Origin of the sequence: Actinomadura sp. NPDC000600, assembly GCF_040492135.1 — a bacterium.
Lineage (GTDB): Bacteria > Actinomycetota > Actinomycetes > Streptosporangiales > Streptosporangiaceae > Spirillospora.
Map to the genome: position 1 here is coordinate 366,154 of NZ_JBEUPD010000004.1, position 25,042 is coordinate 391,195.

The 25,042-nt window shown below is 72.9% G+C and carries 27 protein-coding genes; 19 read left to right on the forward strand and 8 right to left on the reverse strand.

The annotated features are described in order from the left end of the window. Positions 1-51: 51 nt before the first annotated feature. Positions 52-444: a hypothetical protein gene (locus ABWI07_RS08910; RefSeq protein WP_149261147.1), complete on the reverse strand. Its 393-nt coding sequence runs from the start codon at positions 442-444 to the stop codon at positions 52-54. A gap of 228 nt (positions 445-672) precedes the next feature. Here ABWI07_RS08910 and ABWI07_RS08915 point away from each other — a divergent pair, with 228 nt between their 5' ends. From ABWI07_RS08915 to ABWI07_RS08940, 6 genes are all read left to right on the forward strand, one after another. Next, positions 673-1,644 carry an NAD-dependent epimerase/dehydratase family protein gene (locus ABWI07_RS08915; RefSeq protein WP_353818158.1) on the forward strand — a complete coding sequence of 324 codons (972 nt, stop codon included), beginning with the start codon at positions 673-675 and terminating at the stop codon, positions 1,642-1,644. 146 nt (positions 1,645-1,790) lie between these two features. Continuing rightward, complete coding sequence (locus tag ABWI07_RS08920; RefSeq protein WP_353818159.1) at positions 1,791-2,888, forward strand: glycosyltransferase family 4 protein; 1,098 nt, start codon at positions 1,791-1,793, stop codon at positions 2,886-2,888. Between the two features lie 10 nt (positions 2,889-2,898). Further along, the gene (locus ABWI07_RS08925; protein ID WP_149261149.1) at positions 2,899-3,624 is read left to right on the forward strand and encodes a hypothetical protein; all 726 of its coding nucleotides are present in this window, start codon (positions 2,899-2,901) and stop codon (positions 3,622-3,624) included. Then, positions 3,621-3,974, forward strand: a complete 354-nt coding sequence (locus tag ABWI07_RS08930) for a hypothetical protein (RefSeq protein WP_149261150.1) — start codon at positions 3,621-3,623, stop codon at positions 3,972-3,974. The genes ABWI07_RS08925 and ABWI07_RS08930 overlap by 4 nt, the downstream gene beginning before the upstream one ends. Then, positions 3,974-5,089 carry a glycosyltransferase family 4 protein gene (locus tag ABWI07_RS08935; RefSeq protein WP_149261151.1) on the forward strand — a complete coding sequence of 372 codons (1,116 nt, stop codon included), beginning with the start codon at positions 3,974-3,976 and terminating at the stop codon, positions 5,087-5,089. The genes ABWI07_RS08930 and ABWI07_RS08935 overlap by 1 nt, the downstream gene beginning before the upstream one ends. Further along, entirely contained in the window at positions 5,086-5,865 is a 780-nt protein-coding gene (locus ABWI07_RS08940) for a hypothetical protein (protein WP_353818160.1), read from the forward strand. Before ABWI07_RS08935 ends, ABWI07_RS08940 begins: the two co-directional genes overlap by 4 nt. 7 nt (positions 5,866-5,872) lie before the next feature. Here the strand turns inward: ABWI07_RS08940 and ABWI07_RS08945 are convergent, their stop codons facing one another. The 4 genes from ABWI07_RS08945 to ABWI07_RS08960 all read right to left on the reverse strand — a co-directional run bounded on the left by ABWI07_RS08945 (position 5,873) and on the right by ABWI07_RS08960 (position 9,748). Beyond that, positions 5,873-7,186, reverse strand: coding sequence for a serine hydrolase domain-containing protein (locus ABWI07_RS08945; RefSeq protein ID WP_353818161.1), 1,314 nt, complete (start codon positions 7,184-7,186; stop codon positions 5,873-5,875). An 88-nt stretch (positions 7,187-7,274) separates the two neighbouring features. Next, complete coding sequence (locus ABWI07_RS08950) at positions 7,275-7,796, reverse strand: YceI family protein (RefSeq protein WP_149261154.1); 522 nt, start codon at positions 7,794-7,796, stop codon at positions 7,275-7,277. 88 nt (positions 7,797-7,884) lie between these two features. Next, the gene (locus tag ABWI07_RS08955; RefSeq protein WP_149261155.1) at positions 7,885-8,115 is read right to left on the reverse strand and encodes a DUF6158 family protein; all 231 of its coding nucleotides are present in this window, start codon (positions 8,113-8,115) and stop codon (positions 7,885-7,887) included. A 34-nt stretch (positions 8,116-8,149) separates the two neighbouring features. After that, positions 8,150-9,748 carry a bifunctional phosphatase PAP2/diacylglycerol kinase family protein gene (locus ABWI07_RS08960; RefSeq protein WP_353818162.1) on the reverse strand — a complete coding sequence of 533 codons (1,599 nt, stop codon included), beginning with the start codon at positions 9,746-9,748 and terminating at the stop codon, positions 8,150-8,152. A gap of 140 nt (positions 9,749-9,888) precedes the next feature. Between ABWI07_RS08960 and ABWI07_RS08965 the strand changes: the two genes are divergently transcribed. The 7 genes from ABWI07_RS08965 (at position 9,889) to ABWI07_RS08995 (ending at position 16,892) form a co-directional block, all read left to right on the forward strand. Then, positions 9,889-10,860, forward strand: a complete 972-nt coding sequence (locus tag ABWI07_RS08965; RefSeq protein ID WP_149261157.1) for an ABC transporter permease — start codon at positions 9,889-9,891, stop codon at positions 10,858-10,860. Further along, positions 10,853-11,644, forward strand: coding sequence for an ABC transporter ATP-binding protein (locus ABWI07_RS08970; RefSeq protein WP_235037010.1), 792 nt, complete (start codon positions 10,853-10,855; stop codon positions 11,642-11,644). Before ABWI07_RS08965 ends, ABWI07_RS08970 begins: the two co-directional genes overlap by 8 nt. Positions 11,645-11,809: 165 nt before the next feature. After that, a complete protein-coding gene (locus ABWI07_RS08975; RefSeq protein WP_353818163.1) occupies positions 11,810-13,210 on the forward strand; it encodes an ABC transporter substrate-binding protein in 1,401 nt (466 codons plus the stop codon). A 5-nt stretch (positions 13,211-13,215) separates the two neighbouring features. Beyond that, positions 13,216-14,295 carry an ABC transporter ATP-binding protein gene (locus ABWI07_RS08980; RefSeq protein ID WP_353818164.1) on the forward strand — a complete coding sequence of 360 codons (1,080 nt, stop codon included), beginning with the start codon at positions 13,216-13,218 and terminating at the stop codon, positions 14,293-14,295. Next, positions 14,292-15,236 (forward strand): carbohydrate ABC transporter permease, encoded by a 945-nt coding sequence (locus ABWI07_RS08985; protein ID WP_200842047.1) that lies wholly within the window; start codon positions 14,292-14,294, stop codon positions 15,234-15,236. The genes ABWI07_RS08980 and ABWI07_RS08985 overlap by 4 nt, the downstream gene beginning before the upstream one ends. A 218-nt stretch (positions 15,237-15,454) precedes the next feature. Then, positions 15,455-16,318, forward strand: coding sequence for a carbohydrate ABC transporter permease (locus ABWI07_RS08990; protein WP_200842048.1), 864 nt, complete (start codon positions 15,455-15,457; stop codon positions 16,316-16,318). Between the two features lie 52 nt (positions 16,319-16,370). Continuing rightward, the gene (locus tag ABWI07_RS08995; protein WP_149261275.1) at positions 16,371-16,892 is read left to right on the forward strand and encodes a YbhB/YbcL family Raf kinase inhibitor-like protein; all 522 of its coding nucleotides are present in this window, start codon (positions 16,371-16,373) and stop codon (positions 16,890-16,892) included. A 51-nt stretch (positions 16,893-16,943) separates the two neighbouring features. On the opposite strand, the gene ABWI07_RS09000 is transcribed toward ABWI07_RS08995, so the two are convergent. Next, on the reverse strand, positions 16,944-17,447 hold the full coding sequence (locus ABWI07_RS09000) for a MarR family winged helix-turn-helix transcriptional regulator (protein WP_149261160.1): 504 nt from the start codon (positions 17,445-17,447) through the stop codon (positions 16,944-16,946). 82 nt (positions 17,448-17,529) lie between these two features. On the opposite strand from ABWI07_RS09000, the gene ABWI07_RS09005 reads away from it, so the two are divergent. Next, the gene (locus ABWI07_RS09005) at positions 17,530-18,219 is read left to right on the forward strand and encodes a DUF4386 domain-containing protein (protein ID WP_353818165.1); all 690 of its coding nucleotides are present in this window, start codon (positions 17,530-17,532) and stop codon (positions 18,217-18,219) included. A gap of 54 nt (positions 18,220-18,273) precedes the next feature. On the opposite strand, the gene ABWI07_RS09010 is transcribed toward ABWI07_RS09005, so the two are convergent. Continuing rightward, a complete protein-coding gene (locus ABWI07_RS09010; RefSeq protein ID WP_353818166.1) occupies positions 18,274-19,248 on the reverse strand; it encodes an ArsR/SmtB family transcription factor in 975 nt (324 codons plus the stop codon). Positions 19,249-19,307: 59 nt separating this feature from the next. Between ABWI07_RS09010 and ABWI07_RS09015 the strand changes: the two genes are divergently transcribed. Then, positions 19,308-20,516 (forward strand): MFS transporter, encoded by a 1,209-nt coding sequence (locus tag ABWI07_RS09015; protein ID WP_235037013.1) that lies wholly within the window; start codon positions 19,308-19,310, stop codon positions 20,514-20,516. 48 nt (positions 20,517-20,564) lie between these two features. Here ABWI07_RS09015 and ABWI07_RS09020 read toward each other — a convergent pair whose 3' ends face one another. Then, positions 20,565-21,881 (reverse strand): KamA family radical SAM protein, encoded by a 1,317-nt coding sequence (locus ABWI07_RS09020; RefSeq protein ID WP_149261163.1) that lies wholly within the window; start codon positions 21,879-21,881, stop codon positions 20,565-20,567. 372 nt (positions 21,882-22,253) lie between these two features. Between ABWI07_RS09020 and ABWI07_RS09025 the strand changes: the two genes are divergently transcribed. The 4 genes from ABWI07_RS09025 to ABWI07_RS09040 all read left to right on the forward strand — a co-directional run bounded on the left by ABWI07_RS09025 (position 22,254) and on the right by ABWI07_RS09040 (position 24,797). Further along, positions 22,254-22,979 carry a DUF998 domain-containing protein gene (locus tag ABWI07_RS09025; RefSeq protein ID WP_235037014.1) on the forward strand — a complete coding sequence of 242 codons (726 nt, stop codon included), beginning with the start codon at positions 22,254-22,256 and terminating at the stop codon, positions 22,977-22,979. Then, positions 22,976-23,872: an alpha/beta hydrolase gene (locus ABWI07_RS09030; RefSeq protein ID WP_353818167.1), complete on the forward strand. Its 897-nt coding sequence runs from the start codon at positions 22,976-22,978 to the stop codon at positions 23,870-23,872. The genes ABWI07_RS09025 and ABWI07_RS09030 overlap by 4 nt, the downstream gene beginning before the upstream one ends. After that, on the forward strand, positions 23,869-24,240 hold the full coding sequence (locus ABWI07_RS09035) for a hypothetical protein (RefSeq protein WP_149261164.1): 372 nt from the start codon (positions 23,869-23,871) through the stop codon (positions 24,238-24,240). Before ABWI07_RS09030 ends, ABWI07_RS09035 begins: the two co-directional genes overlap by 4 nt. A 143-nt stretch (positions 24,241-24,383) precedes the next feature. Next, entirely contained in the window at positions 24,384-24,797 is a 414-nt protein-coding gene (locus ABWI07_RS09040; RefSeq protein WP_149261279.1) for a hypothetical protein, read from the forward strand. Positions 24,798-25,042: the final 245 nt, after the last annotated feature.

Below are 25,042 nucleotides of genomic sequence, written 5' to 3' on the forward strand. Positions count from 1 at the left end.
CCGGAGGGTGAGGGGGCTGGGGACCGCGCGCGGTCCCCAGCCCCCGCCCGACTAGCAGTGGCGGACGCGGCCCTTGATGACCCTCACGTAGGCGCCGGAGACGTAGTTCTTGGGGCTGCTGTAGCCCAGGCGGTACCAGACCCGGGTGTGCCGGACCCGCTGGCCGCGCGTCCAGCACTTGATCTTGAACCGCTGCCCCGGCCTCAGGAAGCCGACCCGCTTGGAGCGCATGGTCGGCCTCGTCCGGATCGCCAGCCGGTGGCGGCTGATCACCACGCCGGTGGCGTACTGGTAGATGGCGACCTGCTGGGCGGCGGGCGCGGCGGGCGCCGACGCGACCGTCGGCTCCGGCGGAACCGCCGCCATCGCGGCGCCTTCGCCGGCGAGGCCCGTGCCGACGACGGCCGCGAGCGCCACGGTTGCGAACCTGTGGGACTGTTTCACGAAGTCTCCCCCCAAAGCCTTCCGAACTGAACAACACCCTCATGCCCCTCCGCAATCAATTGATAACTCTAAGTAGTGACAAGAGAGGCTCGGGGTTGTTCCATCGGCCATGCCGTTCGGTCGCGCCCCGCGGCTCCGCCCGAACCCGGGATGTCCCGGCGGTAAGTCCCGTGTGAGCAGGGACGAGAGCCCTGTCCCGGTTCGGGGCCTGCCGGATAGGGTGCCCGGGTGCGAGTGGTGGTCACTGGTGCGGCGGGGTTCATCGGGAGCCATGCCGTCGACGCGTTCTCGGGGGCGGGGCACGAGGTGCTGGCCGTCGACGCGCCCGAGCGTTCCCTGAGCCCGGCGGTCGCGCGGCGGACGTGGGCGAAGGTCGCGGCCGGGCCGGGGGTGGTCGCCGCCGAACTCGACCTGGCGGTGGACGATCTCGACGCCGTCGCGGCCGCGGACGTCGTCGTGCATCTGGCGGGACGTCCCGGGGTGCGCGACTCGTGGGGGCCTGGCAAGGCGGTCGTCGATCGGGACAACGTCACGGCGACGCGCCGGCTTCTCGCGGCCTGCGCGCGGCGGCCCCCGCGGCTGCGGCCGAAGGTGGTCGTCGCGTCCAGTTCGTCGGTGTACGGGTCGGCGGGCCGGCGGCCGAACCGGGAGGACGATCCGCTGCGGCCGGCCAGCCCGTACGCGGTCAGCAAGGCGGAGGTCGAGCGGCTCGCCCGGCTGGCCGCCCGGAGCGGGCTGCGGACGGTCCTGCTCAGGTACTTCTCGGTCTACGGGCCCCGGCAGCGGCCCGACATGGCGTTCCACCGGTTCGTCGAGGCCGCGCTCGACGGGCGCCCGCTGCCGGTGTTCGGGGACGGGCGCAGCTCCCGGAGCTTCACGCACGTGCGGGACGTGGTCGCGGCCACGCTGGCGGCGGCGGCCGAGGACCTGCCGCCCGGCATCGCCGTCAACGTGGGGCACACCGAGCACGTGGCGGTCCACGACGCGATCGCGATGCTCACCGGCGCGCTGGGCGTCCCGGCGGAGATCCGGCGCGAGACGCCCGTGGCCGGGGACGCCGCGCGCACCTGGGCCGACACGTCCCGCGCCCGGGAGCTGCTCGGCTGGACGGCCGCGACCGGCCTGGCCGACGGGCTCGCCGACCAGATCGCCTGGCACCGCGGGCTGCGGGCCGTGCCGGAGGAGGCCGCGGTCGGATGAGCGACGGCCCGACGAGGCACGCTCCTGCAGAGCACGCACCAGTTGAGCACGCACCTGTTGAGCACGCACCTGTTGAGCACGGGCCGATGAGGCACCGCGCGGCGTATGTCGCGTTCGACCGCTTCCCGTCCAGCAAAGGATCGGCGGTGCACATCGCGCAGATGGCCGACGAGCTGTTCGCGCGGTTCGGAGGCGGGCTGCTCGCCGCGATCGGCGGCGGCGACCTGCCGCGCTACCAGCGGGAGGGGACGCGGGAGGTCGCGCGGTTCGACGCGGCGGTCCCGAACCTGATCGACCGGGCCGAGGCGTTCTCCGGCTGGGTCGCGGCGCACCTGCGGCCGCACTGGGAGACGCTGGAGGTCTGCCACGTGCGCGATCCGTGGAGCGCGCTGCCCGCGGTCGCGGACGGTCGGCGCCACAAGGTCGTGTACGAGGTCAACGGGCTGCCGTCGATCGAGATGAGCCACACCTGGCCCTGGGCCGCACCCGCCACGCTCGGCAAGATCCGCGAGCTGGAGCGGTACTGCCTGGAGCGCAGCGACGCGGTCGTGGTGCCGTCGCGGGTGATCGGCGACGCCGTCCGGGGCCTGGGGGTGCCGGAGGAGCGGATCCACCTCGTCCCCAACGGCGCCGACGTCGTGGACAGGCCGGAACGTCCCGCCGACGCGCCCGAGCGGTATCTCGTCTACGTCGGCGCGCTCCAGCCCTGGCAGGGCCTGGACGTGCTGATGCGCGCCTTCGCGCGGCTCGCCGACCTGCCGGGCCTGCGGCTGGTGGTCTGCGCGTCCGTCCCGGAGCGGCGGGCGAAGCCGGTGCGGCGGCTGGCCGAGCGCCTGGGCGTCGCCGAGCGGGTCGACTGGCGGTTCGCGCTGCCGCACCACGAGGTCGCCGCGTGGCTGGCGCACGCCGAGGTGTCGGTGGCGCCGCTGACCGGCTGCGCCCGCAACCTCGACCAGGGCTGCGCGCCGCTGAAGGTGATCGAGTCGATGGCGGCGGGCGTCCCGGTGGTCGCCTCGGACCTGCCCGCCGTCCGCGAGCTGATGGCGGACGGGCGGCACGGGCGGCTGGTGCCGGCGGACCGCCCGGCCGAACTGGCCCGGGCCGTCCGGATCCTGCTGGAGTACCCGGAGGAGGCCGCCGCGATGGGGCGGAGGGGCCGGACGCACATCGAGGAGGGCCTGACCTGGACGCGCTCGCGCGCCCGGCTGGCCGAGGTCTACCGCACGCTCACACCGGGCCGATAGGTGGTTCGTCATGTTCTACCGTAAGCAGAAGGCCGCCATCAGGCGGTTCCATCCGCTTCACCAGACGCTGACCTTGGAGCAGGTCTGCACCGTCTCGCTGCGGCGGGACGACTGGGAGCCGGTGATCCAGAGCCTCGCGCAGCACGGCGCGCACGTGCGGCGGAACAAGTGGCGGCTGCACGAGCGGGTCGCCGGCGTGCTCGTGCCGCTGCTGCGGGTGCTGGCGGCCGACATGCCGCCCGACGGGGTGCTGTCGGTGGCCGCGGACATGCGCGGGTCGCGGGTCCCGGAGAAGAACGGCCCCAAGCAGGACCTGCCCTCGCGGCCCCCGATCTCGATGCTCAAGCAGTGGTACGCGCTCGACCCGTGGCTGCGGATGCGGGCCGAGCTGCGCGACGGCAGCGTCGTCGAGGTGACGGTCACCGACCGGGTGCGCAACCGCAGCTACAACAAGCGGAACGTGCGTGGGAAGATCAAGATGAAGCACAAGACGAAGACGGTGCAGTTCGTGCGCGTCACCCGGCGGCTGGCGAAGGACGCGGTCGTCCAGCAGCCGCCCTCCCCGCCGCCCGGCTGGGTGAAGGTGCAGGTCAAGCAGGGCAAGCGGCCGGTGATCCGCGCGAGCGCGAAGTTCCCCGGGCAGACGAACACGGGCCTCGTGGACCGGATCCTGCAGGTGTCGACCGAGCCGTTCCGGTGGACGCCCCCCGGCACGGCCGCGAGGAGGACCAAGTGAACCGCTGCACCGTGACCACCGGCTTCTTCGTGCTCGGGCGCTGCGGCCAGGCGGCGGTGGCGGCCTGCCCGCGGTGCGGCAGGCCCGTCTGCGGCGCGCACGCCGGGCCGAACGCGCTGTGCCCCGAGTGCGCGGCGGCGCAGGGGTACGGGACGCAGGACCCGCACGACCCGGCCTGGGCGGGCGGGTACCGGCGCCAGTACTACCGGAGCAGCTCGCAGGCCTACAACGACGGCTACTGGTACTCCTCGTTCGACGAGTACGACCGGGGCGCGTTCAACCCCGGCGACGACTACTCCTACGGCGGCGACTGGGGGCCGGACGAGGACACCGGGTTCGTGGACAGCTGATGCCGCGCGTCCTGTGGATCACCGAGCACTACCCGCCGAGCCAGGGCGGCATGGCGCAGTCGTGCGACCGGATCGTGCGGGGACTGCGCGGCGCCGGGGCCGAGGTCGACGTCGCCCACCTGACCCGGCGGTCGCGGCCGTGGGGCGTGGCGCGCGAGAACGGCGGGCGGCTCATCACCGCGCCGCTCGGGGACGACTCCGAGCACGCGCTGCGCCGCCTGTGGACGACCGTCACCGCCGAGAACCTCACCGGCTACACCCATGTGGTGGCGTTCGGCGGCGTGCACGCGATGCTCGCCGCGCCCGTGCTGTCCGCGCTGCTCGGCGCGCCGCTCGTGACGCTGCTGCGCGGCAACGACATCGACGTCGGCGTCTTCTCGATGCGGCGGCGCGGCGTGCTGGCCGACGCGCTGCGCGCCTCGGCCCGCGTGTGCGTCGTCGCCCGCTCGCACGCGCCGCTGGTGCGGGCGCTCGTCCCGGACGCGGCGGTCGCGTTCGTCGCCAACAGCGTCGACACCGCGCAGTGGCGGGTGCTGCCGTCCGAACGCGAGCGCGGCAGGGCGTGGCGGGAGGAGAACGTCGCCCCCGGCCGCCGGACGATCGGTCTCATCGGCCAGCTCAAGGTGAAGAAGGGCGTCGGCTTCTTCCTGGAGGCGCTGGCGGCGTCGCGCCGCGCCGACGACTTCCATCTGCTGCTCGTCGGCGAGGTCGAGGAGTCCGTGCGGGAGCGGCTCGCGGACGGCGACGTCCCGCACTCGTTCCTGCCTTTCCTGGAGCGCTACGACCTTCCGGCCGTCTACGCGAGCTGCGACCTGGTCGCGCTCCCCTCGTTCTACGACGGGATGCCGAACGTGGCGCTGGAGGCGGCGGCGCTCGGCGTGCCGCTGCTCGCGTCGGACGCGGGCGGGCTGGCGGACGTGGCCGACGACGAGATCGGGTTCGCCTTCCCCGCGGGCGACCCGCACGCGTGCCGGGCGGCGATCGACCGGGCCGCGCGGGCGGGCGCCGAGGAGCTGGCCAAGCTCGGCGCGGCGGGCGCGGAGCGGATCCGCCGCGACTTCACCCCGGCCGCCGAGACCGCCGGCTACCTGGCCGTCCTCGACGAGACCCGGTGATCGTCTGCTACGCGGCCGGTGACGGGCTGGGGCATCTGACGCGGCTCCGGGCCGTCCTGCACACCCTGCGCCGGGAAGGGCCGGTCACCGTCGTGACCGGGTCGCCGTTCGCGGCCGACCCGCGCGTGGCGGGCGGCTGGCGCGTCGTGGAGACCGCCGACCTCGCGGCCCTGCGGCCCGACGAGGTGATCGTGGACGCGTTCCCGGCCGGGCTGAGGGGCGAGCTGGCCCGCCTCCCGCCCGGGGTCCCCACGACGCATCTGGCGCGGCTCCTGCTCTGGGACGCCTACCGGCCCCTGCTCCCCGCCGACCCGGTCCGCTTCGACCGCACGTACGTCCTGGAGGAACTCGACCCCGCTCACGACGCCTACCTGCGCACGGTCTCGGACGAGTTCGCTCCCCTGGCGCTCACCGATCCCCCGTCGGAGCCGGTCGACGTCGCCGGTTGGCTCATCGTGCACAGCGGGCCCGACGCGGAGACGCTCCAGCTCGTCGCCTACGCGGAGGACATGGCGTCCGCCGAACGGGTCCGTCCGCCGATGACCCTGGTGTCGCCCGCGCGGCCGGACGGCCTGCCGCCGCACATCGCCCATCTGGACGTGTATCCCGCCGGCGTCCCGGGCCCGGACGTCGAGCGGATCATCACCGCGGCGGGTTTCAACGCCGTCCGCCAGTTCGCGCCCTGGCGGGACCGGCACCGGATGATGCCGTTCCCGCGCAGCCTGGACGACCAGTACACCCGCGCGGCCCGCGCCAGAAGCCGGGTGCCGCGCTAGAAAGCGGCTAGAAGTAGGAGGAGGTCAGGTCGCCGGCCGGCCACGTCTTCACCGCGTTCGCGGCCTTGTGCAGCAGCGAGTCGATGTCGCCGTAGTTCGCCGCGTCGCCCTCCTGCCGCTGGTCGAACAGGACCGCCCACGTCAGGCCGTCGTACCGCCGGACCAGGAGCGTGTAAGTCCCGGGCAGGCTCCCGTTGTGCCAGGTGTTGCGGCCGCCGGTCACCGGGCGCACCTGCCAGCCGCAGCCGTAGTACCAGCCGTCGGCGTTGACGCCCGTCTCCGGCTTGGCGAACGCCCGGCTGATGGACGCCGAGGTCAGCACGGACGTCCCGCCGTCGTAGACGCCCGCGAAGCGGGTGAGGTCCATCGCGGTGGCCAGCCAGCCGCCGTGCGCGTCCATGTTCTCCAGGTTGAACGCGCCGTACGGGTAGGCCACCTTCGTGCCGCTGTTGTCGAAGACGGTGGTCCCGGTGTAGCCCGAGTGGTAAGGGACCTCGCCGGTGGCCTTGGTGAGCGTCCTGCCCAGGCGCATCCGCGTGATCTTGCGCGGCGCGAGCACGGTCTGCCGGACGTAGTCCTCGTACTTCTTGCCGGTGGCCTTCTCGATGATCCGGCCGAGCAGCAGGTAGCCGTAGTTGGAGTAGGCGTACCGCGCGCCGGGCGTGTGGTCGAGCCCGCGCGCCGACGCGTACTTCATGATGTTCGCCTTCGACACCGGCAGCGCGACGCCGAGCGCCTTGGCGATGGCCGCGTCCTGGAACATCGGGTCGGGCGTGATGTCGCGGTCCCAGCCGCCGAGGTGCTGCAGCAGCCGCAGGACGGTGACGTCCTTGAGGCGGGGATCGGCCGTCGTGGAGAGCCCCAGCAGGGTCGCCGCACGGTCGGTGAGCTTGACCTTCCCGTCCTGGACGAGCCTGAGCACCGCCGTCGCCGTGACGGGCTTGGAGATGCTGGCGATGCGGAACGGCGAGGTCGGCTGCGTCGTGAACGCGCCGTCCTCTGCGTAGGTGTAACCGCGAGACAGGACGAGCTTGCCCTTGCGGACGACGGCGAGCTGCCCGCAGGGGATCTCCCGCTCCTGCATGAAGCTCTTGAGCGTCGAGTCGAACCCGCCGAGGCCGGTGAGCGCCTTGCCGGTCACCCGCCAGGTGCGGGCCGCCGCTGCCGCCCGCGCCGTCCTGGCCGACCCGGAGGAGCCGGCCGAGCAGCCGGCGAGCAGCGCCGGCGCGGCCACCAGGCCCGCCGCCTTTCCGAGGTCCCTCCTGCTCAGCTCCGCCACCGCGGCCCCCTGAAGATCGACTGACCCGAATGCGATGATCATGCACCCTAGTGCAATTTGATCTTCAGGGACCGGGAAACGCGGGCGCGGGCGCCCGCGCCAGGGCAGGGCTTACCGGGGCTACCGGGGCCTAACGGGGAAGGCGGACGTCGAACTCGACCTCGACCTCGTCGGCGAGCCGGAGCGCGCCGAAGAACGCCGAGTACGGCTTGATGCCCCAGCGGGTCTGGTCGACGGTGACGCCGCCGCGCACCCGGTCGCCGTCCCGGGACGCCGTGAGCCGCACCGGCTTGACCCGTCCCATGATCGTGAGGTCGCCCTCGACGGCGTCCTCGCCGATCGCGGTGGAGGCGAACCTGATCTCCGGGTACCGGTGGACGTCCAGCACCTTGCGCAGGTTCTTCACGATCTCCGCACGGTCCTGGTCGGTGAGCGGCTTCACGCCGCCGGTGCCCTCCCGCACCTCCAGCCCGTCCACCCCGACGGTCACCTCGACCGACGACGCCTCCAGGGGCTCGCGCGCCTCGACCGCCGCCGACCACCGCGTGGCCTCGATGACCAGGTCGTGCCCGGCGCGCCGGCCGAGCCCGCTGCGCCCCGTCCGGACGAGCAGCCGCCCGTCCTCGGGTCCGAGCTCGAACGTTCCGTCCATGTCCTCCACCCTGCCACTCGGGTCCGGGGGCGCTCCACCTCGGGCCGGGGGCGGCACTCGGCGCGGGCCCCCGGCGCGCCGGACGCCGTCAGCGGGCGCGGGCGCCCTCGCGCAGCCGCTCGGGATCGATCTCCCGGCCGGGACGGCGGCGCAGGTACTCGGCCTCCAGTTCGTTCATGCGGCGCGTGTGCTCGCCGTAGGCCTGGTCGGCGGCGTGCCGCAGCGCGTCCAGCCTCGTCTCGTACAGGTGGCCGAGTTCACGGAACAGGTCGTCGTCACCGAGGTCGCCGGGCGCGACTCCCAGATCACGGCTCGTCATCTTGTGATCCCCTCCTTCGCGGGCGTCCCCTGCCTTACCCGGGCGCCGGGGCCTGAACCGTGAACACCCGCAGGGCGCGGGGGTGCTTGCCGAACCGCACCGCGGGCGGCAGCGACGCCACCTCGCCGTCCCGCGCCAGCCGCAGCTCCCCGGCCGGCGAGATGAGCTCCATCCCGGTCGTCCGCCACGAGCCGTACCCGGGCGTGACGTGCAGGTGCCCGGCGAGGACCGCGGCGACCGCGCGGACGCGGGGCACGCGTCCGCGGGTGGTGACCATCCGGACGTCGAGCCGCCCGTCGTCGAGGCGCTCGCGCCAGGTGGGCGCGGCGCCCCGCGAGCCGTAGACGCAGTTGCCGACGAACGCGAGCCAGACGCGGCGGCGCCTGCCGTCCACCATCAGCTCGACGGGCTCGGAGCGCCGCAGCGTGCGGACGGCGGCGACGGCCAGCGCGGGCCACTTCCCGATCCGCCGCTCCAGCCGGACGCGGCGGTCGACCATCTCGGTGTAGGCGCCGAAGCTCGCGGTGTTGAGGAAGACCTGCTCCGCCTCGTCCCCCGCCTTGGCGGCCATCGGGGCGACGTAGGAGACGTCGGCGCGGCCGATCCGGCGCTCCCGGTAGGCCTTGATCGCCTGGGCGGCGGTCTCCACCCCGAGCGCGCGGGAGAAGTGGTCGAACGTCCCGCCGGGGACGACGAGCAGCGGGACGCCGTGCTCCAGCGCGGCCCGCGCGGCGGCGTTCACGGTGCCGTCGCCGCCGACCACGGCCAGCACGTCGGCCCTGTCGGCGGCCTCGGCGCAGGCCTTGTCGAGGTCCGCGTCCGGCTCAAGCCTGACCACCTCCGCGGCGGGCAGCTCGCCCTCCAGCATCGCGACCGCGATCTCCGCCCGTTTCGGAAGGATGCCCGTCTCGGCCTCGCCGACGGGGCCCGCGCCGAGGTTGACGACGGCCACCACGCCGCGCCCGTCCGGGGCGATCCGGACGTCCTCGTCCCCGGGCTCGGCCGGGGCCACGCGGGCCACCGGGGGGCGGGCGGGCCACACCAGCCGGGTGCCGAGCCCGGCGAGGGCGCCGATCCCGAGGCCCGCCAGCACGTCGCCCGGATAGTGGGCGCCGGTGTAGACGCGGGAGAACGCGACCGCCGCGGCGGTCGCCGCGACCGGCACGGCCACCGCCCGCGGGGCCTCCAGCGCGACGCCGGCCGCGAACGCGGCGGCCGAGGCCGAGTGCCCGGAGGGGAAGGCGTGCGAGGTCGGCAGCTTCCACCGGATCCGGATCGGGGGGACGAGGTCCACGACGGGCCGCCTGCGGCGGAACGCCTGCTTTCCGGCGATGTTCACGGCGGGGCTCGCCACGGCGATCGCGATGGCCCCGCGCAGCGCGGCGCGCCGCAGCCGGGGCCGTCCGGCGATCCCCATCACGCCGGCCGTCGTGAACCACAGCACACCGTGGTCGGCGAACCGCGAGAGGCGCGGCAGGACGTACTCCAGTCCGGGCAGCCGGGCCGCGGCCACCTGGTCGAAGGCCCACCGGTCCATCCGGCCGAGCTTGCGCAGGAGGGCGACCCGGTTCGGCCAGGGGCGATGCTCCTGGACCTGCCGCGACCGGCGTCGGGTGACGGACCGTGACGGCACGGAAGTGCGCCGTGAGTGGTTGACGCGCATGACCGGGGTATCCCCAGGGAGGCCGACATGATTCCGTAAAGATCTCAAATCGGGGGTCACATGCGGGCGAACGTCACTGTGGACTCAGCGACTGCAATAGGCTTCGCGACATGAGTCACCCGGAACGGCTCGGAAGCCCGGGTGGCGAGTCGGTCGGGACGATCGCGGAGCCTCCTCACGTGAACGGGACCCTGGCCGACTACGCCGCACGATACGGGCTGAGGCAGAGCGCTGCGCGCCCCCCGCTTCGCAAGTACATCCAGGATGTGTGGGCTCGCCGGAACTTCATCTGGGCGTTCGCCTCCGCCAAGAACATCTCGCTGTACTCCGACTCCCGGCTGGGCCAGGTATGGCAGCTGCTGACGCCGCTCCTCAACGCCGGGGTCTACTACCTGATCTTCGGTCTGCTGCTGGGCACCGGCCGCGGGGTACCCGACTTCATCCCCTTCCTGGTGACGGGTGTCTTCCTGTTCGGGTTCACGCAGCGCTCGGTCACGTCGGGCGCCAAGTCCGTCGGCGACAACCTGTCGCTGATCAGGGCCCTGCACTTCCCGCGCGCCACGCTGCCCTTCGCGATCGCGATCGTGGAGGTGCAGCAGCTGCTGCTCGCGCTGGTGGTGCTGTTCGCGATCGTGTTCGCGTTCGGCGAGCCGATCAGCTTCCAGATGCTGCTGCTCGTACCGCTGCTCGGGCTCCAGCTCATGTTCAACGTGGGCATCAGCATGGTCATGGCCCGGCTCGGGGCGTTCAACCGCGACATCACCCAGTTGCTGCCGTTCGTCATGCGGGTCTGGATGTACGCGTCCGGCGTGATCTTCTGCCTGCCGGCGATGATGAAGCCGGGCGGCAGGCTGGCCGACTACCCGTGGCTGGCCGAGCTGATGCAGTTCAATCCGGCGTACGTGTTCGTGGAGCTGAGCCGGTACGTGCTGCTAGGCCAGTACCGGGGCTTCGTCGGGAGCATCCAGCACGCCGCTTCGGCGGGGCAGTTGTGGCTCTACGCGGTCGCGTGGGCCGGGGTGATGCTGACGGGCGGGTTCCTGTACTTCTACCGTGCCGAGGAGCGATACGGCCGTGGCTGACACGAAGGTCCGCAGGACCGCCGAAATCGACCCGAACCGGGAGCCGATCGTCGTCGTGGACGACCTCCACATCGTCTACCGGGTGTACGGCGCGGGCGGCAAGGGCAACGCCGCGAGCGCGTTCTCCCGCATCCTGCGCCGCAAGCACCGCCCGTCGATGACCGAAGTCCACGCGATCAAGGGCCTGTCGTTCGTCGCGTACCGGGGCGAGGCGGTCGGCATCATCGGCACCAACGGCTCCGGCAAGTCGACGCTGCTGAAGGCGATCGCGGGGCTGCTGCCCCCGCACCGGGGCGCCGTCTACACCGACGGCCAGCCCTCCCTGCTGGGGGTGAACGCGGCCCTGATGAAGGACCTCACCGGCGAGCGCAACATCGTTCTCGGCTGCCTCGCCATGGGCATGACCCCGGCGGAGACGAAGGCCAAGTACCAGGAGGTCGTCGACTTCGCCGGACTGAAGGAAGGCTTCATCCAGTACCCCATGCGGACGTACTCGTCCGGCATGGGCGCCCGCCTCCGGTTCGCGATCGCCGCGGCCAAGACCCACGACGTGCTGCTGATCGACGAGGCGCTCGCCACCGGCGACGCCAAGTTCCGGACCAAGAGCAAGCGCCGCATCGACGAGCTGCGCAAGGACGCCGGCGCGGTCTTCCTGGTCGCGCACCAGCTCGACACGGTCAAGGAGATGTGCGACCGCGTCATCTGGATCGACGAGGGCCGCATGCACATGGACGGCGACCCCGATGAGGTCATCGAGGCCTACACCGAGGCGACCGGCAAGTAGCGCGCCCGGCAAGTGGCGCGGCCGCGCGAACCGCACACGGTGCCGGTGAGCACATTGGGACGGACGTCACTGTAGTGACGTAGAGTTACCCGATCGTCGCTGGATGAGACGGGCTCTCCGATCTACCGTCGAGGGGAGACCCCCTCAGCGGCGAGGAGAGCCCCCATGTCCGAGCGGCTCAGCAGACGCGGCTTCCTGTCCTCCACGGTCCTCGCTGCGGGCGCGTCCGGTCTCCTGGCGGGATGCGCCAGCGAGACCAGCGGCCCGCAGGCGAAGGACTCCGGGAAAGCGCCGAAGGAGGTGTTCACCTCCCCCGCGAAGAAGCTGGGCGGCTCGCTCAGCATCCTGATGTGGAGCCACTTCGTCCCCCGGCACGACAAGTGGTTCGACGGATTCCTCGCCGACTGGGGCAGGAAGGTCGGCGTGGACGTCCGGGTCGACCACATCAACACCGTGGACGTCCCCCGCCGCGCCGCGTCGGAGATCCAGGCGGGCCGCGGCCACGACCTGATCCAGCACATCGCCCCGTTCTCGCAGTACGAGCCGTCCGTCCTGGACATGACCGACCTCGTCCAGGAGGCCAACCGGCGGTGGGGGAAGCAGCTCGAACTGTGCCGCAAGTCGAGCTACAACCCGAACACCCGGCGCTTCTACGCCTACTGCCCCGGCTGGTCGCCCGACCCCGGCGACTACCGCAAGTCGATGTGGCGGCAGGCCGGGATGCCGAACGGGCCCGGGAGCTGGGACGACCTGGTGCGCGGCGCGGCGGAGATCAAGCGGCGGACCGGGGTGCCGTGCGGCATCGGCCTGTCCCCCGAGACCGACTCGAACATGGCGGCGCGGGCGCTGCTGTGGTCGTTCGGCGGGTCCGTCCAGGACCAGCACGAGAAGGTCGTCCTGGAATCGGACGCGACCGTCGCGGCCGTCGAGTACATGGCGCGGCTGTTCCGGGAGGCCGAGACCAGCGAGGTCTTCTCCTGGACGCCCGCGTCCAACAACCAGGCGCTCATCGCCGGCAAGTCGTCCTACATCGTGAACTCGATCTCGGCGTGGCGGACGGCGATGGGCACCAACCGCAGGATCGGCGACGACATCTTCTTCGTCCCCGCGCTGCGCGGCCCGAAGGCGGCGCTGGCGGCGCAGCACGTGATCCAGCAGTGGATCGTCCCGAAGCACGCGGGCAACCCCGACGCGGCCAAGGAGTTCCTGCTGCACTACACCGCGAACTTCCCCTCGGTGTCGTACCACTCCGAGCTGTACGACCTGCCGGGATGGCCGGCGATCGTCCCGCAGCTGAACGGCTGGCTCGACGACGACCCGTGGGGCGCGAAGCCCGCGGACAAGCTGGCGCTGCTCAAGACGGCGACGTCGTGGAGCGCGAACATCGGCTACCCGGGCCCGTCCAACCCGGCGATCGGCGAGGTCTTCAACACCAACGTGCTGCCGACGATGTTCGGCCGCGCCGCCCGCGGCCAGGCGTCCCCGCGGCAGGCCGTCGCGGAGGCGGCTGACCGCGTCGACGCGATCTTCAAGAACTGGCGCGCCCGCGGCCTGGTGGGCGGCTGACCGCCGTGCACACCGTGGAGGTGAAGGGGCTGGTCAAGACCTTCGACGGGCAGCTGCGGGCCCGCCGGGGCCGGTCGCGCGGCGCGGTGGTGCGGGCCCTGGACGGGGTCGACCTGGCCGCGGAGCCCGGCGAGTACCTGGTGCTGCTCGGACCGTCCGGCTGCGGGAAGACGACCCTGCTGCGCACGATCGCGGGCCTGGAGCAGCCCACCGAGGGCGAGGTGCTGATCGGCGGCGACGTGGTCAACGGGCTCCCGCCGCGGGTCCGGCAGATCGCGATGGTGTTCCAGTCGTACGCGCTCTACCCGCACAAGACGGTGCTGGACAACATCGTCTTCCCGCTCCGCGCGGAGGGCATGGCCCGCGACGAGCGGGAGCGCAAGGCGAAATGGGCCGCCGAGCTGCTGGACATCGAGCCGCTGCTGCGCCGCAAGCCCCGCCAGCTGTCCGGCGGTGAGCGGCAGCGGGTGGCGCTGGCGCGCGCGCTGGTCCGCGACCCGGCGGTGTTCCTGCTGGACGAGCCGCTGTCCAACCTCGACGCGAAGATGCGCGCGACGGCGCGGGACGAGCTGAAGCGCTTCCAGGAGCGGGTCGGGACGACCACCGTCTACGTCACCCACGACCAGGCGGAGGCGATGGGGCTCGGCGACCGGATCGCGGTGCTGGAGCGCGGCCGCGTCCGGCAGGTCGGGACGCCGCAGGAGGTGTACGACGACCCGGCCGACACGTTCGTCGCGACGTTCATCGGGTCGCCGCCGATGAACCTCGTCAGGCGCGACGGGGTGCTCGTGGGGTTCCGTCCCGAGCACCTGCTGCCCGCCGAGAACGTCGCGTCCGGGCCGCGGCTGGTGATGCCGCTGGCGGTCGAGCGGATGGAGTACCTGTCCGGGGACCGCCACGTGTACGGGACGGTCACCGGGATCGGCGAGGAGACCCGCGTGATCGCCCGGCTCCCCGCCACCGTGGGGACGCCCCTGGCCGCCGGGGAGGTCCGCGAGTTCGCGGTGCCGGCGGACCGGCTGCGGTTCTTCGACGCCGCCGGCGGGACCCGCACGGCGCCCGTGCCGGTCGGGGAGACGCCGTGACCGGGGCGCGGACGGACCCGGAAACCCGGACCGAGGCGCCCGCGAGGCCGCCGGCCAGGGCGGGCCTCGCCGACCGCGAGGGGTTCCTCGCCTGGGTGATGCTGCTGCCCTCGGTGGTCTACATCGTCGCGCTGGTCGGCGTCCCGTTCCTGCTGGCGGTCGCGTTCGCCTTCTCGGACGTGACGACCGGCGACCCCTCGTTCGACCTCGTCGGGACCCGCAACTTCCAGGAGGTCTTCGCGGACGGCGTGTTCTGGCGGGCGCTGCGCAACACGCTGGTCTTCACGCTGGTCAGCATGGTGCTGATCGTGGTGTTCGGGAAGATCCTCGCCAACGTGCTGGTGGCCGACTTCCACGGCAAGTGGTTCGTCCGGTTCCTGGTGCTGCTGCCGTGGACGACGCCGGTCGCGCTGTCGACGATCTCGTGGCTGTGGTTCCTCGACTCGATCTACTCGCCGGTCGACTGGGTGCTGCGCCATCTCGGGCTGATCGACGCGAACGTGGTGTGGCTGGGCCGTCCCGGCACCGCGATGGCGTCGGTGATCGCGGTCCAGACGTGGCGGCTGACGCCGCTGGCCGCGGTCATCGTGATGGCGGGGCTGGTCGCGATCCCCCGCGACATCGACGAGGCCGCGCGGATCGACGGCGCCGGGTTCTGGCGGCGCATGTTCGAGGTGACGATCCCGCTGACGCTGCCGGTGATCGCGGTCGCCGGCCTGTTCGGCGCGATCATGACGTTCACCGACATGACCGTCCCGTACGTGCTGACGCGGGGCGGCCCGACGCACTCGACCGACGTGCTGGCGTCGTGGGCGTACTTCCGCGGCATCGAGGGCGGGGACGTCGGCCAGGGCGCGGCCATCGCCCTGTTCCTGTTCCCGCTGCTGCTCGCGGGCGCCGTCGCGATCCTGCGGGCGGTACGGCGGTTGGAGGCCGGATGACGGAACGTAGCGAGCGCAGCGAGCGTAGTGCCGTCATCCGGCGGCTCTTGCCGGGGGGTGTGGGGGGTCGCCCCCCACAAGGAACACGGATGACGGAACGTAGCGAGCGCAGCGAGCGTAGTGCCGTCATCCGGCGGCTCTTGCCGGGGGGTGTGGGGGGTCGCCCCCCACAAGGTGAACAGCTGAGCGAGGGCGGCCGGGGAGGCCTGGCCGCGGACGTGGGGGTTCTGCGGCGGCGGTATGCGCGGCGGCATGTGGCGGCGCGGGCGGGGGTCTACGCGGCGGCGGTGCTGGCGGCGCTGGTGTGCGCGCTGCCGTTCCTGTGGAGCGTGGTGAGCGCGTTCAAGCAGAACCAGGACCTGTACGACCCGGAGAGCAATCCGTTCTTCTTCAACAAGCCGGCGACGCCCGACCATGTGACCTTCCTGTTCACCGACACGCCGTTCCTGACGTTCGTGGTGAACACGCTGGTCGTGGGGGCGGTCGTCGTGGCGGTCACGCTGGTGCTCGCGCTGCCGGCGGCGTACTCGCTCGCGCGGCTCGACCGCCCGTGGGGCACGCCGATGGGCATCGCGATCTTCCTGGTGTACCTGGTGCCGCCGTCGCTGCTGTTCCTGTCGCTGACTCGCGTCGTGGTGGCGCTGCACCTGGAGGACACCCTCTGGTCGATGATCGTCGTCTATCCGACCATCACGGTTCCGGTGTCGGTGTGGCTGCTGATCGGGTTCCTGAAGGCCGTCCCGAAGGACGTGGAGGAGCAGGCCATGGTGGACGGCCACAGCCGGCTCGGCGCGTTCCTGCGGGTCGTGCTGCCGCTGGTCTTCCCCGGGATCGTCGCGGTGGTGGTGTTCAGCTTCACGCTGACGTCCAGCGAGTTCGTGTACGCGCTGGCGTTCGTGTCGGCGAGCCCGGAGATGGTGGTCAGCACCGGCGTGCCGACGCAGCTCGTCCGGGGGGACGTGTTCTTCTGGCAGTCGCTCCAGGCGTCGACCGTCATCACGGCGGTCCCGATCGCGTTCCTGTTCAACCTCTTCCTCGACCGCTTCGTCACCGGGTTCACGATGGGAGCCGTGAAAACGTGACGACCCCTGGTAGAGATGGGATGTCACGATGATCCTGATGGAGGAGGTCGCCATGGCCGGCAAGCCCCCGCTCCCGCACGAGCACCTGCCCGAGGTCCCCTCGTTCACCGTCGCCAGCGACGACGTCGCCGAGGGCGAGCGGCTCGCGGACCGGCACGTGTTCGACGACTGGGGCTTCAGCGGCGGCAACGAGTCCCCGCACCTGCGCTGGTCCGGTTTCCCGGCGGAGACGAAGAGCTTCGCGGTGACCTGCTACGACCCGGACGCGCCGACCGGCAGCGGCTTCTGGCACTGGTCGCTGTTCGACATCCCCGCGAGCGTCACGGAGCTGCCCACGGGCGCCGGCACCGAGGACGCCAAGGTCGGCGTGCACGCCCGCAACGACTACGGGACCAAGGCGTTCGGCGGCGCGGCCCCGCCGCCCGGCGACCCGCACCGGTACGTCTTCACCGTGCACGCGCTGGACGTGGAGTCGCTCGGCCTCGGCTCGGACACCTCCCCCGCCGTCGTGGGCTTCAACATCACCGCCCACACCCTGGCGCGCGCCACGATCGTCGCCGAGTACGGCGTCTGACGCCGCCCGCCCTTCGAGGCCGCCCCGGATCCCGGGGCGGCCTCGCGCGTCTCACTCCGCTCGCCGCCCCGGCCTGAGGCGCCGGAAGCCGGGGTGGACGCCCTTGCCGAGCCCCTGCTGCTCGGCGACGCGCTCCAAGAGCGCCTGCACCTGCCTGTGCTCGTCCTCCGACAGCGCCTGGCACATCTCCTTCTCGTGCGCGGCGCCCGCCTCCGCGAGCCTGCCCAACAGGGCGAACCCCTCCTCGGTGAGGTAGAGCGCGTAGAGGCGCCGGTCCTCGGGGTTCCGGCGGCGCTCGATGATGCCCCGCTCCTCCAGCTCGTCCGCGAACGGGACGAAGCGGCTCGGCGGCATGCCGAGCCGGTCGGCGAGTTCCCGCTGGCTGCGCCCGGGGGCGCCGGCCAGCATGCGCAGCAGTCCGGCCTGCGGCGGCGTCAGGTCGAGCTCCGCGACCCGCTCGGCGAACCGGCCGGCCGCGTGCGCGCCCAGCTGGGCCAGCAGGAACGCCACGCCCACCGGGACCTCGGGACGGTCCTCCCCACCATTCATACCCATGGGTACATGATAGCGGCTTGACAATCGTTCCATTTTGTAATCATTATCGAGTGTATAGCGATGAACCGACCGAGGAGAGATCATGACCACCGCCTCCGCTCCGGAGCGTTCCGCGCCGCCCCGCCGCCGCCCGCAGTCCGGGCCGCCGCTGCTCGTTCCCGTCCTGTCCTTCGCCGCGCTGACCGTCGGCTACGTGATCGCCAACCGCGCCACGCCGCATCCGGACGCCACGGGCGCCGAGGTGCTGCGGTACGCCCAGGAGCACGGCACCGCGATCAAGGCGGGCTCCTGGCTGCTGCTGGCCTCGGCGATCCCGCTGGCGCTGCTGGCCGCCGTCCTGTACCGCAGGCTGCGCGCGCTCGGCATCACCGCGCCGGGCTCGGCGATCACCCTGGCCGGCGGGCTGCTCGCCTCCGTCGCGCTGGCGCTGAGCGCGATGGCCGCCTGGACGGGCGGGCGGCTCCCCGACGACGCGAGCCCCGCCCTCGCCCGCGCGCTGGCCGACCTGTCGTTCCTGGCCGGCGGCCCCTTCTACGGCGCGGGCTTCGCGATGCTCGTGGCCGGGGTCTCGGTGACCGGGCTGCTCGCCGGGCTGCTGCCCCGCCCGCTCACCTGGATCGGGCTGGCCCTGGCCGCCGCCGGGATGCTGTCCACGCTGGCCCTGCTGGCCGACGGGTTCGCGCCGCTGCTGCCGGCCATCCGGTTCGGCGGGCTCCTGTGGCTGGTGGCCGCGGCCGCGCTGCTGCCCCGCACCAGGCGGAAGCGTGCCTGACCGCCCGCGCCGCAGGCGCTCCTTCGAGGCCGTCCCGGAACCTCCGGGACGGCCTCAGTCCGTTCCGGCGAGGACGTCCCCCACGGCCGTGCGGCGGTAGAGGACGGAGCGGCCGCTGCGCTCGCGCGTGACCAGCCCGCACCCGCGCAGCACCGCGAGGTGGTCGCCGATCCCCCCGACGCTCATCCGGAGCCTGGCGCTCAGCCACGTGGTGGTGGCGGGCTCGGCGAGCAGGCGCAGCAGATCGGCCCGCGTGCGGCCCACCAGCTTGGCGAGGGCGTCCTCGTCGCGCGGCTCCCGGCTCTCCCAGAGCGCCGCCACTCCCCGGGCCCGGTACATGAGCGTGTACGGCCAGTCCTGTTCGAGCGCCGCGCCGAGTTCGGAGAAGACGACGGGCACGAACGTCAGCCCGGCGCCGCCGAGGCGGTAGGTGGCGTCGGCGTGGATGTCGGCCTCGATGACGCCGTCCCGCCAGCGCACCTGGCGGGACAGGCCGTCCAGCGCCGCCGCCCAGCCGTAGGCGGCCAGGCGTCCCGCGCGGTGGACGATGTCGCGCTCCAGGATCGAGCGCAGCACGGCCCAGTCCGGTTCCAGGAGGGCCCGCCAGGCCCGCTCCAGACCGGCGGCGAGCCGCTCGACGACGTCGGGCGCGTCCAGCACCTCCCGCACGGCCGCCTCCGGCTCGGGCAGCCCCTCCAGGTTGCGGGCGATCTCGCGGCGGGCCTGGTCGAGCGGCGTCGACCGCACGGTCACCAGCTGGTCGGCGACCGTCAGGTTCGGGCGGGCGGGCGGCGGGACGACGAAGTCGGCCATGTACCCGTGCGGGCGGCGCAGGAAGGCCAGCGCGCGCAGGGCCGGGTCCCCGGCGACCTCCCGGTACGCCGGGCGGACGCGCTCCACCCAGGGTCCGAGCGGCCCGACCGGCATCCGCCCGGCGACCACGCCGAGCGCGCTGTGCACCTCGATCAGGGGCGCGATCCCGAACCGGCTGGCCGCGAGGTCGCCGGGCCCCACCACGATGCGATACATGTTTCGCTCCTCCCCGAAACATTGTCCAGGACGGGACCGCCGGCCGCAGAGTCTCCGCCATGACCGCTCCAACCATGACCTCCCCTTCCGCGGCCCCCGCGCGGTACCGCGACGTCTTCGGGGTCCCCGAGTTCCGGACGCTGTTCTCGCTGCAGACGCTTCAGGTGGGCGGCGACTCGGTCCGGACGATCGCACTCTCGGTGCAGACGTTCGAGCGGACGGGCTCCCCCGTCGCGGCGGCGCTCGTCTTCGCCGCCGGGATGCTCCCGTACGTGGTCGGCGGCGCCCTGCTGCTCTCGCTCGCCGACCGCGTCCCGCCGCGGCGGCTGCTCACCGGCTACCACCTGCTGCGCCTCGCGGTCACGGCCGTCCTCGCGGTGGGCGGGCTCCCACTCCCGATGGTCATGGCGCTGCTCGTCGTGGTGGGGCTGTTCGCCCCGGTCGGCGGCGCGAGCGTCCAGGCCCGGCTCCCCGCCCTGCTCCCCGGGGACGGCTACGTGCTCGGGCGGTCGCTGTTCACGATGACCAGCGCGGGCGCGCAGATCGCCGGCCAGGCCGCGGGCGGGCTGCTGCTGTCGGTGCTCACCCCGGGCGGGACGCTCTGGCTCTCCGCCGCCGGCGCGGCCCTGGCCGCGGGCCTCGCCCGCTTCCGGCTTCCGGACACGCCCGCGGCGGTCCGGGCCTCGTCCACGGGGGCGGCGCGGGCGACGTGGCGGACCAACCGGCTCCTGCTGGGCCGCCGCACGACCCGCGGGCTGCTCCTGGCCGGCTGGCTGCCGATCTCCCTCTCGGTGGGGGCGGAGGGGGTCGCGGTCCCGTACGCCGGAGGGCTGGGACGCCCCGACGCGGCCGGGCTGCTGCTGTCGGCCGCGGCGGCCGGGATGCTCGCGGGCAATCTCGTGGCGGGCCGCTGGATCCGTCCGGACCTGCGGGAGCGGCTCGCGCTGCCGCTGGCCGCGCTGACCGGTGCGCCGCTGCTGCTGTTCGCCTTCGAGCCGGGCCTGGCGGCGGCGTGCGGGCTGATGGCGGCGGGGACGTTCGGGCTCGGCTACGAGCTGGTCGTCCAGCGCCGGCTCGTGGACGCGGTGCCGGAGGAGATCCGGGGGCAGACGATCGGCCTGTACGGCAGCGGGCTCATGACCGGCCAGGCCGTCGGGATCGGCATGGCGGGGGCCCTGGGCGAGGTCCTGGCGCCCGGCCACGTCATGGCGCTGTGCGGCGCGGCGACGCTGCTCGCCTGCCTGTGCCTCGTCCGGCCCCTGCGCTGAAGGGTGTGGCGTGTTCGCCCGAGGCGGGCGAACACGCCACCGGGCGTGCTACTCCTGCCAGGGGAATCGGTCGGCGAAGGCGGGTTTGAGTTCGTCCAGCCAGATCGCCTCAGGGTCGTACTGCGCGAAGAAGGGCTTGCCGACGAGGTCGGCGTCGCGGCACTGGATGAAGTGCAGCGCGAAGACCTTCTGGCCCGCCAGCTCGACGACCCCGTCCACGCAGACCTTGCCGGGCGTGGCCGACATGGACGGGCCGCGGACGGTCCGGGACAGCCCGGAGACGTTCTTGTAGGCGTCGCGGAAGATCTCGTACGCCCGCGCGAGGGGGACGGCGAAGTAGTCCCGCGGCCCCGTGTCGCGCTCGACGAACATGTAGTAGGGGACCAGGCCCATCCGGGTCTGGGTCCGCCACATGGTCTCCCAGACGGCGGCGTCGTCGTTGATCCCGCGGATCAGCGGCGCCTGGGTGCGGATGACCGCGCCGGTGTCGCGGATGCGGCGGCACGCCTCGGTGACCATGAGGGGTTCCAGCTCGCGCGGGTGGGAGAAGTGCGCCATGAAGGCCAGGTTCTTGCCCGACTCCACGACCTGCTCGAACAGCCCCAGCATGGCGTCGGCGTCGGGGTCGGTGACGAACTTCTGCGGCCAGTACGCCAGCGACTTGGTCCCGATCCGGATGGACTCGAGCTGGTCGAGGTCGAGCAGCGGCTCGACGTAGCGGCGCAGCACCGGTTCACCCATGATCATGGCGTCGCCGCCGGTGAACAGGACGCTCGTCACCTCGGGGTGCGCGAGGAGGTAGTCGCGGAGCGCGGTGGGCTCGTCCCCGGCCATCTTGAGGTCGGCCTCGCCGACGAACTGGGCCCAGCGGAAGCAGTAGGTGCAGTACGCATGGCAGGTCTGCCCCTGCTTGGGGAAGTACAGCACCGTCTCGTCGTACTTGTGCTGCATGCCGGGGATCTTGCCGTCGCCGAAGCTCGGGATGTTCAGCTCCATCTGGCCCGCCGGATGCGGGTTCAGCCGCATCCGCACGCCGTGGGCGGCGGCCTCGATCTCGGCCTTGGGCGCCTCGCGGCGGAGCAGGTCCGACAGGTGCGCGACGTCCTCGGCGGGGAGCATGTCCTCCTGCGGGAAGACGAGACGGTAGATCGGATCGTCGGGCGCGGCCGACCAGTCGATGAGCTCGTCGATGACGTACGCGTTCGTCCGGAACGGCAGCACCGTCGCAACCGCCCGGGTCGCGAGCCGCTGCGCGGGCGTGAGCCCCGCGCGAGCGGTGAGCTCGTCGAGGTGCTTCGCCGTGAAGGCGCGGAACTTGCGACCGGTGGATCGCACTGCGGGAGCCGCGTCGTTCACCAGTGTCACGTGTTGGTACTCCTTGCTGTCAGCGGGGGAAGCGCACCCCGGGCGCCGTCACGGAACGTGATCAGAAGTGCTCGGGACACCCCCATTCAACCCTTTGGGGCGTGTTCATGCCGAATTGATACCCCCTGCGCGTCACCGACAAAGACGAGGTCAGGACGATCCCGACAAATCGCCTCGTCATCATCGTGGACGCCCCATGACTTGTACAACGACTACGGGACGTCAACTTCTCCCCTAGGTTCCGTTAAGGCTTCGGCCAGCGGATACTCGGCTAACACCCACCCAGGTCACGCGCACCCGGCCGGTTCGGAAATACTGGGGCCGGGTAGGACCGATCGGCGCACGGGGACCGTGCGGGCGTGAGGGGGCCGGGTGGACTCTGACCAGCGGGGCGGGCCGGGTCTCGTCCCCATGCGCTTGATCGTCCTGGCGGGGCTCGCGTCGATCACCTACGCCAGCTTCGTGCTGGAGAACGTCCTCAGCCCCAAGCTGGACTTCTTCAACGGCTACGTGAGCGAGCTCTCGGCGTCCGACCAGCCGTTCCACCTCGTCTACAGCGGCGGCGACCTCATCACCGGCGTGCTGTCGATCCTCGTGGCCGCCGGGACGCTGCGCAGGCTCACCCGCAAGCCCCTCGCCACGGCCGGCTGGGTGTTCCTCGGCCTGTTCGGCGTGTGCGCCATCGGCGACGCGTCCTTCCCCCTCGACTGCGCGCCGAGCCTGGAGACCTGGTGCGCCCTCCGGGAACGCTCCGAGCACGTGTCGTTCTCCCACGAGTTCCACTCGGTGACCAGCAGCGCCGTGATCGTCTGCGGGGTGGCCGCGCTGCTGCTGCTGTCGCTCGCCGCCCGCCGGTACGGCTGGTGGCCCGCCCTGGCCCGCTGGGGCTGGCTCCTGGCGCTCGCCGAGTCGGTGGCCGCGCTCGGCACCCTGGTGGCGATGTACGTGGGGCAGTGGCTCGGGATCGTCCAGCGCGTCCAGATCGGCATCCTGTGCCTGGGGCTGCTGACGATCGCGTGGGCGCTGTACGCCGACCGGCGGGACGCGGCGCGCAAGGCGCGGGAGGCGTCGGCGGCGCCAGAGGGGGCGTACCTGTGAGCAGCGCGAAGGGCGGCGCGGGAGCCGGTCCGGGCGAGATCGTGAACATCGGCCGCGAGCAGGTGCACGTCGTCGAGTCGGGTCCGGCGGACGGGCCGCCGCTGCTGCTCGCCTCCGGGCTCGGCGGCGCCTGGTTCGACTGGGAGCCGTCAGTCGCGCTGCTCCGGGAGGGCCACCGGGTGACCGTCTTCGACCGCCCCGGCCTCGGGCTCAGCCCGGCCGCGGTCGCGCCGCCGTCGCTGCGCCGCGACACCGCGATCATGGAGGCGCTGGCGCGGCGGGCGGGCCGGCCGGTGACCGTCCTCGCGCACTCGATGGCCGCGTTCGCCGCCGAGGCGCTCGCCAGGACGCGGCCCGCGCTCGTGCGGGGCCTGGTGCTGCTCGATCCGAGCTGCGAGCCCGAGGCGTGGGTGCCCGTGCGGCTGGCCGCCGCGCTGACCCCGCTCGCCACGGCGGCGGGCGCGGTGCTCGGCGCGACCCGGCTGGCCGGCGTCGCGGGGCCGTTCGGCCGCCGGATGATCCTGAAGCACACCAGCCGCCGCGACGAGGCCGTCCCGGAGGAGGTCGTGCGGTCGGTGTACGGGCGCGGCACGGTGGTCGGCACCGTCTTCGCGGAGGAGCTGGCCTACCGGGAGATGGCCGCCGACCTGGCCGGGCTGCGCGAGCGGCGGCCCTTCCCGCCCGTCCCGCTGGCCGTCGTGACCGCGCTGGGTGACCTGGACGGCGCCGACCGGAAGCGCGAATGGGCCGAGGCGCACGCGCGGCTCGCCGCCATGAGCCCGCACGGCACGCGGATCGAGCTGCCGGACGCCCTGCACATGGTCCCGCTCGACCGTCCCGACGCGGTGGCCGACGCGGTCGCCGCCCTCGACCGGATGGAGGGGGCGGCATGAGGCGCCTTCCCGCCGTCGCGCTCGCCGTCCTCCTCGCCGCGACGATGTCCGGCTGCAAGGTCATGCAGCGGATCTCCGACGGGGCGTACCTCAACGCCGTCACCGACGGGGTCGTGGACGAGCTGGCCGCGCGGGGCATCGACCTGCAGGAGCGCCCCGAGTGCGAGTCCCCGGGGCGCGAGACCGACTCCGTGGTGCGCGTCGCCTGCACGGCCGTCACCGCGACCGGGGAGCCGGTGGTCGTGGAGGGCGTCGCCCGCGACGCCGACACGGACCGTCCGCGCGAGTCCTACGTCGTCACCGTCGGCGGCCGCGAGGTGCTCCGCAAGGACTGCCTGGGCCTCGGCTGCGAGCAGCCGAACCGCTGACCGGGCGATCCGGCCGGGCCGATCCGACCGGGCCCATCCGACCGGGCAAGGAATCCGCATACCGAACGGAAAAAACCACCACCCAGCGCATATGTGCCCGTACTGTCGGTGACGTAGCGGGTGTGAAGATTCCCAGCGTGAAGATGCCGAACCTGAAGATCGGCCGCAGGAAGGCCATGATCCTGGCGTCCGCAGCGCTCTTCGTGATCGCCGCGGTGGGCGGCGGCGCGTTCCTGCTGCTGTCCGGGGGCCAGGAGATCCAGTACAAGACGCAGAGCGCGCTGCGCAAGGCGCTTCCCGTGACCGCCGCCGCCGAGCTCCACAAGCACGGCGTGCGGCTGGGGGCGCCGCTGCGGTGCGCGGACCTGCCCGGCTGGACGAAGAAGAGGATGCGGGTGGCCTGCACCGGCATGACCGCGGACCGGAAGCCGGTCCAGGTCATCGGCACCGGCGAGCAGGAGAAGCGCAGGAACTACTACACGATCCTCGTGGACGGCCGGCCGGTCGTGGAGAACGCGTCGTGCCTCGGCGCCGACTGCGTGAAGAAGGACGACTAGCTCCCAGCGTGAGGATCGCCACTCCGGGCGTGGGGCGCCAAGGCAGGCGAAAGGACGCCATACGATGCGATGAGCTGCGTTCTTGCGGCCCACCGTGTTTCCTTTCGTCCTCCTGGAGCGGCCATGACCGGCACTGGCGAGTCGTCGCGTCCCGTGCCGCCCCGGCCGGCCGAGCCCGGACAGCCGGCGCCGCGCACCGCGCCGCCGCGTAGCGCGCCACCGCGCCCGGCCCCGGCGCCGCCGCG

Bases quoted from the DNA above. Each gene is read 5' to 3' on its own strand.
- ABWI07_RS09005 (WP_353818165.1), top strand. From the start codon at position 17,530: ATGACCACCGCCTCCGCTCCGGAGCGTTCCGCGCCGCCCCGCCGCCGC.
- ABWI07_RS08950 (WP_149261154.1), bottom strand. From the start codon at position 7,796: ATGGACGGAACGTTCGAGCTCGGACCCGAGGACGGGCGGCTGCTCGTC.
- ABWI07_RS08945 (WP_353818161.1), bottom strand. From the start codon at position 7,186: ATGATCATCGCATTCGGGTCAGTCGATCTTCAGGGGGCCGCGGTGGCG.
- ABWI07_RS08975 (WP_353818163.1), top strand. From the start codon at position 11,810: ATGTCCGAGCGGCTCAGCAGACGCGGCTTCCTGTCCTCCACGGTCCTC.
- ABWI07_RS08995 (WP_149261275.1), top strand. From the start codon at position 16,371: ATGGCCGGCAAGCCCCCGCTCCCGCACGAGCACCTGCCCGAGGTCCCC.
- ABWI07_RS09010 (WP_353818166.1), bottom strand. From the start codon at position 19,248: ATGTATCGCATCGTGGTGGGGCCCGGCGACCTCGCGGCCAGCCGGTTC.
- ABWI07_RS09040 (WP_149261279.1), top strand. From the start codon at position 24,384: ATGCCGAACCTGAAGATCGGCCGCAGGAAGGCCATGATCCTGGCGTCC.
- ABWI07_RS09015 (WP_235037013.1), top strand. From the start codon at position 19,308: ATGACCGCTCCAACCATGACCTCCCCTTCCGCGGCCCCCGCGCGGTAC.
- ABWI07_RS09000 (WP_149261160.1), bottom strand. From the start codon at position 17,447: ATGGGTATGAATGGTGGGGAGGACCGTCCCGAGGTCCCGGTGGGCGTG.
- ABWI07_RS08955 (WP_149261155.1), bottom strand. From the start codon at position 8,115: ATGACGAGCCGTGATCTGGGAGTCGCGCCCGGCGACCTCGGTGACGAC.
- ABWI07_RS08965 (WP_149261157.1), top strand. From the start codon at position 9,889: ATGAGTCACCCGGAACGGCTCGGAAGCCCGGGTGGCGAGTCGGTCGGG.
- ABWI07_RS08935 (WP_149261151.1), top strand. From the start codon at position 3,974: ATGCCGCGCGTCCTGTGGATCACCGAGCACTACCCGCCGAGCCAGGGC.
- ABWI07_RS08925 (WP_149261149.1), top strand. From the start codon at position 2,899: ATGTTCTACCGTAAGCAGAAGGCCGCCATCAGGCGGTTCCATCCGCTT.
- ABWI07_RS09035 (WP_149261164.1), top strand. From the start codon at position 23,869: ATGAGGCGCCTTCCCGCCGTCGCGCTCGCCGTCCTCCTCGCCGCGACG.